Source organism: Gramella sp. MT6, assembly GCF_019357415.1.
GTDB lineage: Bacteria > Bacteroidota > Bacteroidia > Flavobacteriales > Flavobacteriaceae > Christiangramia.
This window is the reverse complement of sequence record NZ_CP048410.1, coordinates 3328033-3344930: the sequence shown is the minus strand read 5'-3', so window position 1 is coordinate 3344930 and position 16898 is coordinate 3328033. Positions and strand designations below refer to the sequence as shown.

Below are 16898 nucleotides of genomic sequence, written 5' to 3'. Positions count from 1 at the left end.
TGATATAAATCATATTTTAAAAGACTTCACGGTTGTATCTTGGTATAACAATTAAAAGCAGGTCTTTGAAAATCATATAAAGAAATTTTAAGTCGGGTAAACCGACTTAAGATGATAGAAGTGTAACGGGATATATTTAAGTAAAGAAGTTATATAGTATTAATCTATAAAATTTTGATCTGATCTTAGTATATCGTAGAACTGTTACCTTCAGGAAACAGGGGCATTTATCATGTCCCTGTTTCTTATTATAAAACAGAGGAAAATAATTTATTTCAAAATTTCTTTTTTTGTTAATTGAATTATCCCCCTCGAAACGAAACGGCTGGGTTTAAACCCAGCCGTTTTTTATTAACTAACTTTTCAATAATTGGATAATGATCAAAAAATTATTTTTCCTGGACTAAATCTTTTTTGATAAGGTAGAAATCTAGTTTATCACCAGATTTGTCATTAATCCTGCTTTCCATTTCCTTAAGGGTTTTTGGAGGAGAAACGATCACTTTATCACCATTTTCCCAGTTTAGAGGCATAGCTACTTTATGTTTATCTGAAATTTGTAATGCTTCCAACACTCTCAGGATCTCATCTATATTTCTCCCAATATTGAGTGGATAGTACATGATAAGTCGAATATTAAGGAAGGGATCAATAAAAAAAACTGCCCTAACAGCTTCAGTTTTACTTTCGTTAGGTTGCAGCATACCATATAATTTAGCCACTTTCATATCGATATCTGCAATTATTGGAAAGTCTAAATAAACTCCGGTTTTTTCCTTGATATTATTGATCCATGCGAGATGAGAATGGATACTGTCTATGCTTAAACCTAAAAGTTTGGTGTTCAAAGCTTCGAAAGCACTTTTTCTTTTAGCAAAACCTATGAGTTCGGTGGTACATACCGGAGTGAAATCTGCCGGATGAGAAAATAATATAACCCATTTACCATTTGCGAAATCTGAAAAGTAAATTTTTCCATGAGTGGTAATAGCATCAAAATCTGGCACATTGTCTCCTATGCGAGGCATGATATTCAAATCTTTTTCTTCTAAATTTTCCATGACTTTAAATATTAAACCCGGCAATCTTGTTGGTTTAATAGTCCTATGATTACCGGTATATTGATTTTTAATTAAGTAGCATTCCACCGTCTACAATCTGCATGGTTCCGGTAATGTAACTGCTATCTTCTGAAGCAAGGAACAGAGCCATACTGGCGATCTCTGCAGATTCAGCATATCTTTCGAAAGGAATGGTCACCTCGAACCCTTTCTGAGCTTCACCTGGGTTATCGGGTGAAATCTGTTCTTCAATAGATCGCATCATCCTGTTGTTAACGGGACCAGGGTGAATGGTATTTACTCTTATCTTTTTGTCTGCAAATTCCAGGGCAGCCACCCTCATAATGCCTATAACGGCATGCTTTGTAGCTACGTATGCGCCCAGACCTTTAAATCCTTTCAAGCCCGCGACAGATGAAGTGATCATTACACTTCCACCTTTTTCCATTTTGGGAAGTACATGTTGGCAACCTAGCCATACTCCTTTTAAATTTACCGAAATGACTTTATCGAAGGTGTCCTCAGGATATTCAGAGATCGGTTTAAAATCACCTTCAATTCCTGCATTATTGAAGAAAATATCTATTTTCCCGAATCTCTCGATCGTTTCTGCCACATATTTACCATGATCCCGGGACTGGCTTACATCTGCAACACAGTAAGCGACTTTTTCCGAATCTAAGGATTGAACTGTTTCCTTCAATTCATTTTCATTTATATCAACCAGCATAACTTTAGCTCCTTCATTGAGGAATAGTTGTGCTGTGGCTAAACCAATTCCACCTGCTCCGCCGGTGATGATTGCTACCTTATTTTTTAACTTTTCCATTTTTATGAATTTTAATTTTATTGATTCAGGAAACTTGAACGATAAGAGAATCGCCTTTCTTCTTCTTTTCAGAATTTGAAATCACTGATTAAAATTATCGCTTGTTAGGAATGATTACTATGAGAATTATCATATTTCATTAAAAGGTATCTTTTTGATTTTCAGACCTTTTTTGTTTTGATCACGGGAATTCTTCAATTATAAAAATGCATGCAAATAAGTTTTTAAATGAGTGGGTTTTCATTATCCAGAAGTGATTAAAATCATACTTTCTCAAATACTTCTTCCGTATTTTTAATCTCCAAGCTAAAAATGAAAAATATGTATAAGCTACTGATACCCACAGATTTTTCTGAAAATGCGCTGAATGCGATTAAATATGGAATGGAACTATTTAAATACGAGATCTGCGAATTTTATATTATGCATGCTTATGCTGATGAAGTTTTTCAGTTAGATCCATTTATGGAGCCACCAGAATTGAAAGAGGTTAAAAACCGTATTCTTGAACAGGTAAATTTAAAATTAGCCTCCCTCGAAAAACAGATAATCTCTATTTCCCCTAATCCTAACCATAAAATATCTACAATTGCCAAATTTGGTTCTCTGATTGAAGAGGCCAATGACTTTGCTGAATTTGAAAATATCGATTTAATTATTATGGGAACCCGGGGTAAAACGGGTGATAAGAAATTGACTTTTGGTAGTAATACCCTTCAGGTAATGAAATATGTTAAATGTCCCGTCCTGGCGATACCTGAGAATTATAAAGAGATACATCCGGTTGATATTTTATTTCCTTCAGATTTTCTACTTCCGTATAAAAGGAGAGAATTAAAACTGATTAGTGATCTGGCTAAAAGACTGAAGGTTAAAATTCACCTTATGTATGTTTCATGCAACAACGGACTTTCTCTAAGGCAAAAAAATAATAAAGCATTTTTTGATTCAGTTTTTTCCGGAGTAGAAGTTGATTTTACCCAAATACATGGGAGCGATATTACCGGCGCTATCAATGATTATATCGAGAAAAATAAGCCAGATATGCTTATCATGGTAAATTCCAGGCATTCCTATCTGGAAAGTATTCTGTATGATTCAAAAATTGAAAAGATTGGTCTGGAAGTTCAGATTCCATTTTTTGTATTACAAAATCTACCGAGGCATTAATTATTGATCATGAAAAAAAGCTTTTTAAATATTGGGTTTTCTTTCAGGCTTGATAAAATATCATTAAGGATATTTATTGATCCCGTACTATATTTTGCAGAAACAGAACGTCTATCTAATTGACTTTTCTCATGATAACAGATGCCCATTCTATTCCTGTAGAAAAAGTTTTAGAGCTTTTGAATTCCAGTTCAGAAAAAGGTCTGGGAGATAATGTAGCGGCAAATAGAATTAAATCTACTGGTGAAAACATACTTACCAGGAAAAAGCCAAAATCTATCCTAAAAATCTTCGTAGACCAGCTTCTGAGTCCTATAATTTATATCCTTTTCGCAGCCATGATCCTAGCTTTTCTTTTTAGTGAAGTTTTAGAAGGGATCGCTATTTTATTTGTGATACTTATCACGGCTTTGATAGGATTTTTTATGGAGTGGCAGGCCATTCGATCTATAGAATCCCTACAGAAAATGGTTCAGACATTATCTGTCGTCATCAGGGACGGTAAGGAAAAAACTATGCCTTCCAGGTTACTGGTGCCAGGTGATATTATTTTGATTAAAGCCGGTGATGTTGTACCTGCCGATGCCCGTTTAATAGAACAAACAAGACTTTCCTTAAAAGAATCTATGCTTACCGGTGAAAGTGAACCTGTACAAAAAGGCCTTGATGAACTTCCTGTGAATACGCGAATAACCGACCGGAAGAATATGGTATTTAACGGAACTATTATAGCTAGAGGAAATGCAAAAGCGGTAGTCATCGCGACCGGGGATAAGACTGCAATAGGACAAATTAGTTCCCTGGCAAGGGAAACAGAGCATAAACGAACACCACTTGAAAAAAAGCTAAATTCCTTAACTCACTGGCTTATCCTGTTCACCTTAGTTCTAGCAGTTTTAATAGGACTTTCAGGGTTTCTTAGTTCCAATGATCCTGTTTTAATGATAAAGACAGGGATCGCTCTTGCCGTAGCGGCAATTCCTGAAGGTCTTCCGGTGGTTGCTACTATTACCCTGGCCAGGGGCATGCTGAAATTGTCTAAGAAGAAAGTAGTGATTAAAAAACTGGAAGCTGTGCAAACCCTTGGAGAGACTAACATTATTTGCACAGACAAAACCGGAACTCTTACTGAAGATAAAATGACCGTTAAAAAGATCATTTTTAAAGGTTCAGAAGTTGATGCTACTGAAATAATCGACAGTAAAAAATGTAAGGATCTAAACGAAGATTTCGGTCTCGATCGATTTATAAATGTGGCAGTCCTGTGTAATAGTGCAAATACTAAACACTCCAATGGAAGTGCAGATGCCATTGATCTCGCCTTAGTGGAATTCGCAAAGAATGCAGGCTGTAATTTTAGTGCTATTATTAAAAAATATCCCGAGGTTCATGAGCTTCCTTTTGATTCAAATCTTAAACTAATGGCCACGGTGAATAGGGAAGGTGACAGTTTTATTAGCTGCGTTAAAGGAGCTCCTGAAAGTATTCTGAAATATTGCGATAAGGTTCTGAAAAATGGACAGGAGGAAATGATTGAAGATAAAAATGAATGGTATTCTCATGCAGATAAAATGGCAGAGGATGGGTTAAGGGTGTTAGCTTTTGCAGATAAAAGAACTAACCAAATTCCTGAAGAAGACACTTTATTAAAGGATCTCATTTTAATAGGAATTGCCGGCTTCATTGATCCTCCCAGAAATGATATTGCCCAGGCAATTAAAACTTACCATGATGCCGGAATTCAGGTAAAGATGATTACCGGAGATCACCCTGGAACTTCAAGAAAAATAGCCCAGGAAATAGGTTTGGTAAGTAGGGAGGAATCAAATTCACAAACGATTCTGGGATCTGATTATTCCAAATTTGAAAATATAGAGCCAAATGAGGAGGAGCTCTTACTGAAAGCTTCTGTTTTTGCCAGAATGCTTCCGGAGCAAAAATTACACCTGGTGAGGTTCTATCAGCAACATCGTGGAGTAGTGGGTATGCTAGGAGATGGCATCAATGATGCCCCTGCATTACAAACCGCTGACATTGGTATTTCAATGGGTATTCGCGGTACCGAAGCCGCCAGGGAGGTAGCTGATGTTATTTTAATGGATGATAAATTCACCGCTCTTAAACAGGCTATTCATCAGGGCAGGGCAATTTTTGAGAATATCAGGTATTTCGTTATTTTTTTAATCTCATGTAATCTGGCTGAGGTAATTTCAGTAGCAGCAGCATCTGTAATTAATGTACCATTGCCGTTACTTCCTCTGCAAATTCTTTATTTAAACCTTATCACAGATATCTTTCCAGCGCTTGCACTTGGAATGGGTAAGGGGAGTAAAAACATTATGAGAATGCGGCCAAGGGATGCAGATGAACCAATATTAACCAAAAAGCATTGGAAGGCCACTGTGCTTTATGGTTTATCCATAACCCTTGTAGTAATTGGTGTTGTAATCTACGCTCATTACCGCTTAAATTTATCTGATATCAAAGTGAATAATATGGCTTTCTACACCTTGGTTATGGCGCAATTGTTTAATGTCTTCAATTTACCACCGGCCAGGGAATCATTTTTCATTAACGAGGTAACTGCTAATCCCTGGGTCTGGCTTTCTTTATTAGTTTCGATTTTTATTACCTCCCTGGGATATTTTATACCCTTTCTTAGAGAAACCCTGTCTTTAACAAGTATGACCTTAGACCAATTAATTATAATCGTGGTTTTTGCATTTGCGTCGCTGGTTATCTCACAGATCTTTAAGCGTCTGGGATTCGTGAAAGTTTAGGGAGTACTTGAGGATAATTATCAGTTAATCAGAATTGCTGACACCCATTCTGTCTGAGGGTTTTTAATGATTCTTCAAAATCATCATTCAAGATATTTCCTGAAACTTTATGACAAAAAGGGCAGGGGTTTATTCCACCATCAGGATCTATATAAAGCCCACGATTATTCGTATTCAGGCAGCCAGATCTCCGTTGATAATATTCATGATAGCAAATTAGTGGAAAAGTAGTATATGCTTCATCAAAGTTGTAGGTTTCAAAAAATGATTCCAATTTTTCAACTTGCTCTTTTTTTAAAGAAATATCTGTGTTTTTATAATGGCCCACGGCTTTAGGTTCTATAAACTGAACAAAGGATACACCAAGTTTTCTGGCAAGATCCATATAATTTGCAAGGTTCTTATCCTTTAAAAATTCTTTTCTAACGCATAAGGAGAGTGTTACTACTAATCCATTCCTAAGGGAATTTTGGGTTCCCTGCATCACCCAGTAGAAGGATCTGCTGTTTTTTCTGAAGTTATTGTGTTCTTCCTCAAGGTAATGATCAAGGCTTATGAATACACCCGTTAATCCCGAACTTTTTAATTTTCGGGCTCTTTCATTGGTTAGCTGGTATCCTGAAGTATTTATCCAGAGTTCCGTTTTAGGATCGGCATTTTTTAAAAGGTTGAGGATTGTATTAAATTTTATGAGTGGTTCACCACCTGTAAGATATATTTGTGAAACACCTTCTTTCTCCAACTTTTTAAGAGTGAAATTTAATTTATCTTCATTAAATTTTTCATTTTTATTTAAACGATCCCATTCGTAGCAATGTTCGCATTGCAATGGACATTTTTTGGTAATGGCAAGAAATACGTGATTAAATCGATTGGAACTAGCTTTTAATTCTTTATACCGGTTCAGCTCAGACTTTATGAAGGTTTTAAATTTGAGATCATTAATCGCCGGAGCATAAAGGCTCGAATAATATTTGTCTCTAACTTTGCATATTTTCTTTACCTCAGAATTACCAAAAAACTTTTCCCTTAAGCTATATAGGTAGCGAAAACCTTTGAACCACATTACAGGATTTCGGTAAGACTCGATCAAGGCTTGTAATACAAGAAATTTTGAATACAAGAGGACTAGGCTTTTTTTCCAGCCTGTAACGTTTACAGATTCAGGCAGGACGAATTCCTCCAATTCTAAAACGTCTAGATTGTTGACTTCTGGAATATAACTGGTACAATTTGGAGCATTAGAGCGCATAATCACTTGTTTTCTCCAATTCCCAGGTCTTTAAGATCTGGTCATATGAAGTTTTTGAGAATTTCGTGAAATACCCTTCTTGCTTAAACTTCACCAATTCTCGAAGGTCTGGAGTCCCATCGTAATTACGAGTATAGTTATAATAGCCTTTGCTTTTAATGAATATACTTCTCTCATTTCCTTTTGAAATTTCAGGAGCTTCGTAGAAAACATCAACAAACTCACCGGGTTCTTCCTGGGTAAGATATTGGTCATCACTTTTCTGTAATAATCGCGAAACCTCGGAACCTTTTTCTGTTATGGCTCTATATGCTGAAATGGATCGTGATTTTATTTCGGAATTAATACCTTCACTTATTGAAGCATAGTCGATCTCCCAAAACATAAATCCCGTTTCCAGTTTTATTTCAATATGATCTGTTTTTATATCAGAAATATGTATTTTCAAACCGATGTCACGAAAGGCTAGTGGTCCGGTTGAATAGATCTTTTCTTCCAGGATCCAATTGCCGTTTCTCTTTACATAAATAAATAAGGGGATGTGTTGGGAATCTTGCCAGGAGATTGACTTTTCTACTGTGAAATTCTGTTGTTGTTTTTGAAAAGTAGGGTAGTAGCTGCCAAATTTTTCATTGAATTTACCAAAGATGTAATCTAACCACATAGAATTCTTAACAGTCAGTTTTAGGTTGATGCTTTCAGTCTGATCTGGTTTTTGAAATATTAATTTCATGCTACTTAAATCATTCTCTTTACCTGAAACAGAGTTGAAAGTAAATTCACTCTCATCATCATATAATTTTATTTGTTGCAATACAGAACGACCATTACTAATAGCTTTGATTGGCGATTTTGGGTGTTGGATCACTAATGGATTGCCAGCAGGATCAACTAAAACTTCACTACCCTGAGGAAGATCGATCAAAATCAATTCTACAAGATCTGTATGCTGAACCTCAAGGAGTTCATTGCTGATCCTTATTTTATAGAATCCATCATTTTCGCATAGATCATTTAATTTTAGGTAGTCATTTATTTGAGCATCTCTAATTATATTCCCGGGATATAACTCGCCGTTAAAAACATAATTTTCACCATCATAAGAATAAATAAATGGACAGGAACTTTTAGTAAGAGCAACAATAATAGTGGCAAGTGCCAGGACTCCCAGGGTACTTCCTACTATATTTATGATTGTTCTACCTACATTTTTATCTATTACAGCGATCCTTTCTACCTCAGAAATAGGAATAGAGATTTCTTTTCCCTGTTCCAGGTCATAATTACCATTTAGATAGATATGGACTTCGTTAAGTGGTTCAGTTTTGTTTTTATTATATCGATAGGTTTTCCCGATCTTTATATTGGGATCCTTGGGATGCATGTGATTAGCGTTTAAGGGAACCAGGGTCCCAGATAATAATTGGTCGTCCTGATTTACATCTATCTTTTCAAGGTGGTACTTGACTTCTTGGGAGTGGATAACTATATACTTCTGCTCCTGTTCAAAATTATTTATTTGCGCCTGCTTTTCAGCTTCAGTAGCGGCTTCAATCTGCTGAACCTTGAAGTATGAACAGGCAAATAACATATGTAAGAGCACAACAGAGAAAAACCAACTTATGAATCTAGTGATTGTTCTTTTTTGCTTTATGAGGCTGATTATATTTTCTGAATTTTCTGAATTTTCTGAATTTTTCATACTGCCTGATTTTAAATTGAACAGAATTTAAAGGCAGGTTTAGGGAGAGGTATTAAAAAAATTTAGCCTTTAAAATTAAAGGCAGCATAAATAATAAGAAGTTTGGTTTATGGAGAGGAAGGGGAATAGATTCTATTTGTAGCTGAAAAATGAACTCAATTCAACTTTTTTCAAAAAAGTTATTTAAAGATAATGAAAAACTACGAATGTGAATATGAAAAATTAATGCCATTGAAATTAAGGAATGCTAATTCAAAATTCTTCAATTATAAAGATCACTATCCGTTGAGATATATCCATAAAAAAATCCCTTCTATTTTGAAGGGATTTTTTCTAGTAGCGAGACCGAGATTTGAACTCGGGACCTCCGGGTTATGAAAAATCATCTATTTCAATTAAATGGATGTTATTCCGCTCAAAATCAATTAAAAGCATAGGTTTTCATTTTGCTTACATTCAAAAAGAATCATTTGATATGGATAAAAGTTGTACCTATGTTGTACCTGAATTTGATTAAATTTATAGAAGACAAATAAGTTAAAATTATGGCTTCTATTTATCCTGTACTAAGAAAAAAAGCGAACAAAATTGGTCAATTTCCAATAGCTATTCGTATCACTATAGATCGACGAACTACTTACCTATACACAGGCCAATACATTGAAGATAAATTTTGGGATGATCAGAAGGGAAGGGTAAAAAAAAATCATCCTAATGCCTCTCGATTAAACCACCTAATTCTGGCTAAATTGGTCGAAGCTAATGAGAAACTCCTTGAAAGCGAAGCCAAGGGAAGAAGTTTATCTATAGGTAAGTTAAAGGAATCAATTAAAAGAGATTCCAATAATGACTTTAAAAGTGTGGCGGAAATATATTTGAATAATATTTGGGAAAGAAAAAAAACGAATCAATATAAAACTGAAAAAAATAGGGTAGAGCAATTCTTAAATTTTGCCGGTAATGATATCAAGTTTCATGAAATTGATGTAACCCTTTTAAATAATTTTTCCACTTTTCTTCAGTTTAAAAAAAATAGAGCTAAACGTACAGTCGTAAATTTCATGATATGCATTAGGGCTATTTACAATTTGGCTTTAGCCGCAAACCGGGCAGATAAAAATGATTATCCTTTCGGAAAGGGTAGATACCAAATCAAAATTCCGGAAGCAAAGAAAATAGGTTTAACAATAGGTGAATTGAAAAAGCTGGAAAATGCCAAGGATCTAAATCCAGCTAATCAACATACCCTTAATGTATGGTTGCTTAGTTTCTACTTTGCAGGTGTACGCATTACCGATATTATTCAATTAAAATGGAGTGATCTAAAAGATGATAGGTTATACTATCGCATGAACAAAAATTATAAGTTAGTATCCTTAAAAATCCCTGTTAAAGCTCAGGATATATTGAGTAAATATCGAAAGGTCAGAAATGAAGCCTGTGATTTAGTTTTTCCAGAACTTCGAGGTATTGATTTGTCAGACGAAATTATGGTGAGAACAAGAATTAAGACTGTTACCCGAAATTTTAACCGACAATTAGGAAGAATTGCTAGGAAACTGGAAATAGAAAAAAAACTTACTATGCATATCGCACGGCATAGTTTCGGTAATATATCTGGAGATAGAATTCCTATTCAGCTTTTACAAAAATTGTATCGACACTCTTCGGTAACCACTACAATGATGTATCAGTCTAATTTTATGACTAATCAAACGGATAAAGCATTGAATACAGTTTTAGATTTTTAAATAAGTGTACTCTTAATAATTGAAGCTTTTTTATTTAATAATTATTTGGCTCTATGCCTGGTTAACTTTAACCGTGATTAATTCGTCCAATCTAGTACTATATCTATTTGATAACCTTTCTTGTCTTATTTTCCAGGTACGTCCTAGATCCTGACCTCCGAATTTCACCTTGCCGTTTTCCCGGAAGTTTAATTGGTCTACTACCTTCATCAATTGTTCGTGCTTAGGATTTTCTTCTGTGAAAAGTTTAAACTGCTTTTGCTTAGCAGGCGTAAGTTTCATGGCGATGATTCCAGCCTTCTTATATTGAAAACCTTCCTTATAGATCAACTCTAGGCCAGTTAAAGCTATTTTGACTAACGTAATGCTGGAATTAGTTGGATGGGGAGTATATACTGATATACTTGCCCGATACTGCTTAAGATCATTTCTAAATGGATTAGTAAGTAAGAAAACTTGGAGCAAAGAACAGTTACTATCCTGTCTTCTGAGTTTTTCACCAATCTTTACGGCATAGGTAGATACGCTTTCTTTCAATTCGGCATAATCACTGTACATATTTTCGAACGCCCTAGTTACTGAAATATTCTTTTTTAGCGGAGTAACTTCTAACGACAAAGTGGTTAGTCCAGATAGATCTCTTTTCAGTCGCAGGCCGACTACAGAAAATTCTTTACGTACATACTCATCATGTAATTCTACGAACTGTTGTGCATTTTTAATATTCATTGCAAGTAGTCTCTTTTCGTATTGTCGGCCGATACCCCAAACATCTCCAATCTTAGTCCATAAAAGAGCTTTCCTGATTTTCTCGGGATCATCTATGATATGAACGCCTCCTGTGTGATTTGCAAATTTCTTGGCGATCTTATTTGCAACTTTTGCCAAGGCCTTGGTGGGGGCAATTCCAATACTAATTGGGATACCTGTTCTGCTTCGAACAGCTTTAATCATATCCTGACCATAGGTCGTTAAATCAAAATGTTCTTTAAAGCCTGCTAGCAGCAAAAATGCCTCGTCTATAGAATAGATCTCAATATCCGGGGTGAACGTGGAAAGTATATTCATTACTCTTCTGCTCATATCTCCATATAAAGCGTAATTAGAACTGAATACAAAAACACCATTCCTTTTAAATACTGCCTCATATTGAAATGCGGGAGCCCCCATTGGGATATTTAATGCCTTTGCTTCGTTACTTCGTGCAATAACGCAACCATCATTATTAGAAAGAACTACAACTGGTTTATTTTCCAGGGATGGATTGAAAACTCGTTCACAGGAAGCATAGAAGTTATTACAGTCTACCAGGGCGTACATTATACATACTTGATTACGTTGGTCACTATTCCCCAGATAAGGAAATCATTTTCTGCTGTAACCTTTATAGGTTTATATTTCTGATTTTCTGCAACCAACCAGATGACATCCTTTTCGATTTTAATCCTCTTTACCGTAAACTCCCCATCAATAAAACAAACGGCAATTTTTCCATTACAAGGTTCCAATCCTTTATTGATCACTAAAAGATCTCCATGTTCTATCCCTGCTCCGGTCATGGAATCACCTTCAACTCTGCCGAAAAAGGTGGCATCCCGGTCTTTAATTATTTCAGAATTTAGGTCAATAGATTTATCCAGGTGATCATCGGCCGGGGAGGGGAATCCCGCGGTAATATGTCCCACGAACGGAAAATTATAAATACCATGAATGGCTAAATGAAGCAATACTTTCATGCTTCAAAGTTAATAAATGGAAATATTCCATTAAATAGGAAATAATCCTTTTTATTAACCAATTTGAATAATTATCAATCAGTGCTAAATTGGATCTAGAATCATCGTAATAGGAAATCTAGTTGAAATTAAAATTTTAAAAATTAAAACTTTATGAAATTCTAAACACATATTGAAAATTTAAATCATCATATTGAAGATATAAATAAATCATTCCCAACATTTTAGTGTAATCCTTTAAATTCTAAATAATGATTAATGTAGGTTCCAGTGTAATCGAAAGAGAATGCAGAAATTGTGGAGCAAGTATTAATTTTACTTTATCCATGTTATTAAAAAAGGCAAAATTTAATTGTTCAAATTGTAATAGTGTAATTTCCTTAAACAAGGATTCCTATGATTTTGGGTTAGAAATTCCAGAAGAGGTTAGGAAAAAAATTAAATTCAAGGATTTTAGTAATCGTTTAAATTAGATCATAAAAAAAGGGCCATGACTGTCTTAACAGAATTAACCCTTCTTTTGATCTCTACATTTCTTCGAATCTAATTGAAAATATCCAATCAAATTACCAATAAAAAGTTAATCCTTTTGTAATTAGGTAAAATCTTAAAAAGGTTCTGTAAAATTGTTGTGATCTCCAATCTTATTATACTACCAAAAAAGTCTTCATAAGATTTAAACCTATTTGATTAAATTACTATTCAGATTCCAAAAAACTTTTGCGCTCAGCACATTCCCGCTTTATACCGCTAAAGAGCTGCATTCCGGGCAAAGAGCTTCGCTTTAAAAGTCTTGGACACCATCCCCGATCTTAGGCTTACATTCCGTAAATCCAATTCCATTAAAGGATAGGATTACTCCATTCCAACCACGATTGAGAATGGAGTCCGCTTAAGCGGAATTCCATTTATTATTTGAGGTGGCTCCCCATATTATCATATTTCACATCGTCCTTTAGAAAAACTTCCACGCCTTCACTGTTTCACTCTTTTTTTGACAGCAAAATACCAACATTTGGAAATTGACCGGATTGCATAAGCCAGTCGCAAGCTCCTTTTTATAAGTCCTTTTCAATTCCAAATATTGAAAACTGTATAAGCAACAAAAAAAGGTAACAGCGAAGGCGCTACGGGAAGTAAATCTAAAATGAACATCATGAAATCATACAATAACATATCAATGGAAGCCGCCTCAAAAACAACAAAAAAGGAAAACGCTCCAGATAAAATTTTTAATTTTTTGATAGCTTTTATTTCACGTTCCTGAACGAATAAAAAGATAGTTATCTGACGGTATAATAAACTAGATAAGAATTGGGATAATTGATGATCTTCATCATATTTAATCCTGTCAGATTCGAGTAGTTTTGAAAATATTGAAGTCTAATATTAAATTTTTAATTATGATTATAAAACCTGAAAAAACAGTAGCAGATTATGTTACGCAGAATATAAAAGCCTCCCATGTTTTCAAAAATTATGGAATTGATTTTTGCTGTGGAGGTGGAATCAGTGTGGAAAAGGCTTGCCAGGAAAGGGGAGTGGACTATTTTGCGCTTGTAAAGGATCTTGAACTGATAGGTGCTGTAGAAGAAAATGAAACTGATTTCAATAAGATACCTCTTGATGAACTGATAGATCATATAATTGAGAAACATCATACTTATATTGAGGCAAATATTGGGTTATTGATCCAGTATTCTGCAAAAGTGGCCAAAGTACATGGAGGTAATAATCCTGAACTGGTAAGAGTATATGAATTGTTCGATAAAGTAGCGGGTGAGCTGGCTGCACATCTTAAGAAAGAAGAGTTGATCCTTTTTCCTTTCATCAAGAAGATGCTAAAAGCTGAAAAAGAGGGAATCCCGTTAAATGTTCCAAATTTCAGCACGGTGGAGAACCCAATCAAAATGATGGAAGAAGAGCACGAATTTGCCGGTAATATCTTTAAGGAAATTGCACACTTAACGAATAATTATACACCTCCTGCACATGCCTGTAATACTTATAAAGCGCTTTTCGATAAGCTCGATGAATTCGAACAAGATCTTCATGAACATATACATCTTGAGAATAATATACTTCACCCGAAAGCATTAAAACTTGAGAGGGAATTGAGATTATAAAAAACTGTTTGTCAGGAATGAGAAGGTGCCTTAGAGATTCTTTTAGATCTCTAGTTCCTTCTCATCCTTATAATTTTAGGAAACTCGTACCTGAAACAAGTTTTGAGGATAGCTCAAATATGCTGGTAGTTTCAAGCATATGCTTCAAGCCGCTGCGAATATTGACAAAATCAAAATGTAATGGACATGGATGATCTTCAGAACATTTTTCCAGACCAAGAGCACAACCATTCATGATCGAATCACCATCTATAGCCCGAACTATCTCAGCGAGTTTGGTGGTGTTTTTTTCTTTATCTATAAAAAATCCACCGCGTGGCCCTTTAATCGAATTGACTATATTCTGCTGAACTAATTTTTGAAGAATTTTAGCGGTAAAAGCTTCCGGTGAATTGATCGCTCTGGCAATTTCTTTAAGACTGGTGCGCCTTTCTTTTTGCGATTCACCTGCTATGTACAAAGTCGATCTTATTGCGTATTCACAAGCTTTAGAAAACATATAAATTCAGTTTGCATAAAATTAAATGATATAAGATAATAAATAAGATAAAAATGTCCTTTTTTATTATTAATATCTAAATTATTTATCCTTCAAGGATTCTTAAAATGAGATTTGGATGATTAGAATGCTTAAAAAACATAGCTTTATAGCGGTGGTTTACTTTTGCCTTATAGCCTTGTTAGGACTTGGGCTTAGACTTTTTGCGGTGATGGATATTCCGGGAACCTATAAGTACATTGTTCATACTCATTCACATATCGCCCTGCTTGGCTGGGTTTATACGGCATTGACCACTTTGCTCTATTTTACCTATCTGAGTTCTCAGGCTATCGATAAAAAATACCGCATCCTTTTTTGGTTTACCCAGGCGACCATAGTAGGCATGCTGTTCACTTTTCCTTTTACCGGCTATACCTTATTTTCGATTATTTTTTCCACTCTTTTCCTGATAGCTTCTTACTGGTTTGTCTATTTCTTCTTTAAACACTGTCCTGAAGATCTTAAGAAGAAAGCTTCGTATAAACTGGTGAGGATTTCGCTCTGGTATATGGTGATTTCCAGTATTGGTCCCTGGGCCCTGGGTATTATCATGAGTAATGCGGGAAGCGGCTCTGCCTGGTACAGGAATGCGATCTATTTTTACCTTCATTTCCAGTATAATGGTTGGTTTATAGTCGCTCTTTTTGGCATTTTTATTTACATACTCGAAAAGATTGGCTTTTCTCTTCCTGAACATACTTTTAAGAAGTTTTATTCTCTGCTGAATGCAGGAGTCATTCTTACTTTCTTTCTCTCTGTTTTATGGATGAAGCCAGATTGGCCTTTTTACCTTTTAGCCCTGATAGGAGGTGTATTACAATTTATCGCTTTCGGAATTTTCTTTAGGGCGATATACTCAAAAGCTCTTGAGATTTTCCGAAGCCTGTCCGATTTATTCAGGTTTTCGATAAGGATGGTGGTATTCCTGTTTTCGGTAAAACTTATCGCGCAGATCCTGGGTGCATTCCCTGTGATCTCTGAAGTCATCTTCACCAATATGGATATGATCATCAGTTATATCCACTGGGTTTTCCTAGGAGTAGTAAGCACTCTCTTGCTGATATTTCTTAATTACTTTGAGATGCTGAAATTATCCAGATTTCAGCTGAATTTCTACCTGGTGGGATTTTTTCTAACCGAATTGTTCATTTTCGCTCGTGGACTGGTAAATTTAGAGGTAGTGCCAGCCATAGCCGCCGTGCACTGGCTAATAAGCCTGGCCAGCCTGGTTCTTTGCGTGGGGATCGCTACGATCCTGGCCGGCCAGTTCTTAGCAAAAGATTAAACCAGGGAGCCTTTTTCAAGATTCTGAACAATATCTGCCAGTTCGTTGATAATGCTCATCCCACGATCCTTATTGTACCAGACCTGAAGTTTGGCCTTGAAATTAGTGTCTATTCTTCCGAATTCTTTTTTATGGTCTATGACCATTTGAGTAGCGGTTGACGACCTTGGCCCCCCAGGTGGTCATGACATCAAGCTCTTCATCTAGGATGATCAGTTTGGGGATGGAACGGGTGCCTTCAGTAAGAAAATGATCCATCAGTTCAGGATTTTCATCCCTTAGAACTATCCTAAGATTGATATTTTCTGAAGCCTCAGCTATTTGATTCAGTACAGGAATGCTTTGAGCACCGTCGGCGCACCAGGGCTCAAGAAGTACGAGCCAGGTTTGCCTGTTTTCGATATACTTGAATTGTTCTTCCTGCTTCGGGTTTAAACTTATCGTCTTGTTAAGCCTTTGAACGCGCTTGAAGTTGAGTGCTGTAAAATTCACCCTGTCTTTAGTAAGATTTCCTGTAGTGCTTTTATTTTCTACAAGTTCTTCCAGAAGCTCCATATATTCAGGGTAGCTTAAGGAGTTTTTCAGGCTGTGTAATAGTAGTTCACGCATGACAAAATTTTTTAGATAGTCACTAATTTATATAGTATTCAGCCCAAATTATATGA

The 16898-nt window shown here is 35.5% G+C and carries 14 protein-coding genes; 5 read left to right on the top strand and 9 right to left on the bottom strand.

From position 1 onward, the window contains the following. Positions 1 to 389 precede the first annotated feature (389 nt). Both G3I01_RS15090 and G3I01_RS15085 read right to left on the bottom strand, forming a co-directional pair. Positions 390 to 1061 carry a peroxiredoxin gene (locus G3I01_RS15090; protein ID WP_219549194.1) on the bottom strand — a complete coding sequence of 224 codons (672 nt, stop codon included), beginning with the start codon at positions 1059 to 1061 and terminating at the stop codon, positions 390 to 392. A gap of 67 nt (positions 1062 to 1128) precedes the next feature. Beyond that, complete coding sequence (locus G3I01_RS15085) at positions 1129 to 1890, bottom strand: SDR family oxidoreductase (protein WP_219549192.1); 762 nt, start codon at positions 1888 to 1890, stop codon at positions 1129 to 1131. A 321-nt stretch (positions 1891 to 2211) separates the two neighbouring features. On the opposite strand from G3I01_RS15085, the gene G3I01_RS15080 reads away from it, so the two are divergent. Both G3I01_RS15080 and G3I01_RS15075 read left to right on the top strand, forming a co-directional pair. Further along, positions 2212 to 3060, top strand: a complete 849-nt coding sequence (locus tag G3I01_RS15080) for a universal stress protein (protein ID WP_219549190.1) — start codon at positions 2212 to 2214, stop codon at positions 3058 to 3060. Between the two features lie 131 nt (positions 3061 to 3191). Beyond that, complete coding sequence (locus G3I01_RS15075; RefSeq protein WP_219549181.1) at positions 3192 to 5840, top strand: cation-transporting P-type ATPase; 2649 nt, start codon at positions 3192 to 3194, stop codon at positions 5838 to 5840. 28 nt (positions 5841 to 5868) lie between these two features. On the opposite strand, the gene G3I01_RS15070 is transcribed toward G3I01_RS15075, so the two are convergent. Further along, positions 5869 to 7092 (bottom strand): radical SAM protein, encoded by a 1224-nt coding sequence (locus G3I01_RS15070; RefSeq protein WP_219549179.1) that lies wholly within the window; start codon positions 7090 to 7092, stop codon positions 5869 to 5871. Then, entirely contained in the window at positions 7082 to 8794 is a 1713-nt protein-coding gene (locus tag G3I01_RS15065; RefSeq protein WP_219549177.1) for a hypothetical protein, read from the bottom strand. Before G3I01_RS15065 ends, G3I01_RS15070 begins: the two co-directional genes overlap by 11 nt. Before the next feature lie 545 nt (positions 8795 to 9339). On the opposite strand from G3I01_RS15065, the gene G3I01_RS15060 reads away from it, so the two are divergent. Beyond that, positions 9340 to 10545, top strand: a complete 1206-nt coding sequence (locus tag G3I01_RS15060) for a site-specific integrase (RefSeq protein WP_219549175.1) — start codon at positions 9340 to 9342, stop codon at positions 10543 to 10545. Between the two features lie 51 nt (positions 10546 to 10596). Here G3I01_RS15060 and G3I01_RS15055 read toward each other — a convergent pair whose 3' ends face one another. Both G3I01_RS15055 and G3I01_RS15050 read right to left on the bottom strand, forming a co-directional pair. Beyond that, on the bottom strand, positions 10597 to 11865 hold the full coding sequence (locus G3I01_RS15055) for a Y-family DNA polymerase (protein WP_219549173.1): 1269 nt from the start codon (positions 11863 to 11865) through the stop codon (positions 10597 to 10599). Further along, complete coding sequence (locus tag G3I01_RS15050; protein ID WP_219549171.1) at positions 11865 to 12281, bottom strand: LexA family transcriptional regulator; 417 nt, start codon at positions 12279 to 12281, stop codon at positions 11865 to 11867. Before G3I01_RS15050 ends, G3I01_RS15055 begins: the two co-directional genes overlap by 1 nt. A gap of 1403 nt (positions 12282 to 13684) precedes the next feature. Here G3I01_RS15050 and ric point away from each other — a divergent pair. Further along, complete coding sequence (gene ric, locus G3I01_RS15045) at positions 13685 to 14407, top strand: iron-sulfur cluster repair di-iron protein (RefSeq protein WP_219549169.1); 723 nt, start codon at positions 13685 to 13687, stop codon at positions 14405 to 14407. Between the two features lie 67 nt (positions 14408 to 14474). On the opposite strand, the gene G3I01_RS15040 is transcribed toward ric, so the two are convergent. After that, the gene (locus G3I01_RS15040) at positions 14475 to 14906 is read right to left on the bottom strand and encodes an Rrf2 family transcriptional regulator (protein WP_219549167.1); all 432 of its coding nucleotides are present in this window, start codon (positions 14904 to 14906) and stop codon (positions 14475 to 14477) included. A gap of 118 nt (positions 14907 to 15024) precedes the next feature. On the opposite strand from G3I01_RS15040, the gene G3I01_RS15035 reads away from it, so the two are divergent. Beyond that, entirely contained in the window at positions 15025 to 16233 is a 1209-nt protein-coding gene (locus G3I01_RS15035; protein ID WP_219549165.1) for a hypothetical protein, read from the top strand. Here the strand turns inward: G3I01_RS15035 and G3I01_RS17175 are convergent. Together G3I01_RS17175 and G3I01_RS15030 are read right to left on the bottom strand one after the other, a co-directional pair. Further along, the gene (locus tag G3I01_RS17175; RefSeq protein WP_257710647.1) at positions 16230 to 16379 is read right to left on the bottom strand and encodes a hypothetical protein; all 150 of its coding nucleotides are present in this window, start codon (positions 16377 to 16379) and stop codon (positions 16230 to 16232) included. The genes G3I01_RS15035 and G3I01_RS17175 overlap by 4 nt on opposite strands. Further along, positions 16363 to 16842: a thioredoxin family protein gene (locus tag G3I01_RS15030; RefSeq protein ID WP_257710646.1), complete on the bottom strand. Its 480-nt coding sequence runs from the start codon at positions 16840 to 16842 to the stop codon at positions 16363 to 16365. The genes G3I01_RS17175 and G3I01_RS15030 overlap by 17 nt, the downstream gene beginning before the upstream one ends. Positions 16843 to 16898: the final 56 nt, after the last annotated feature.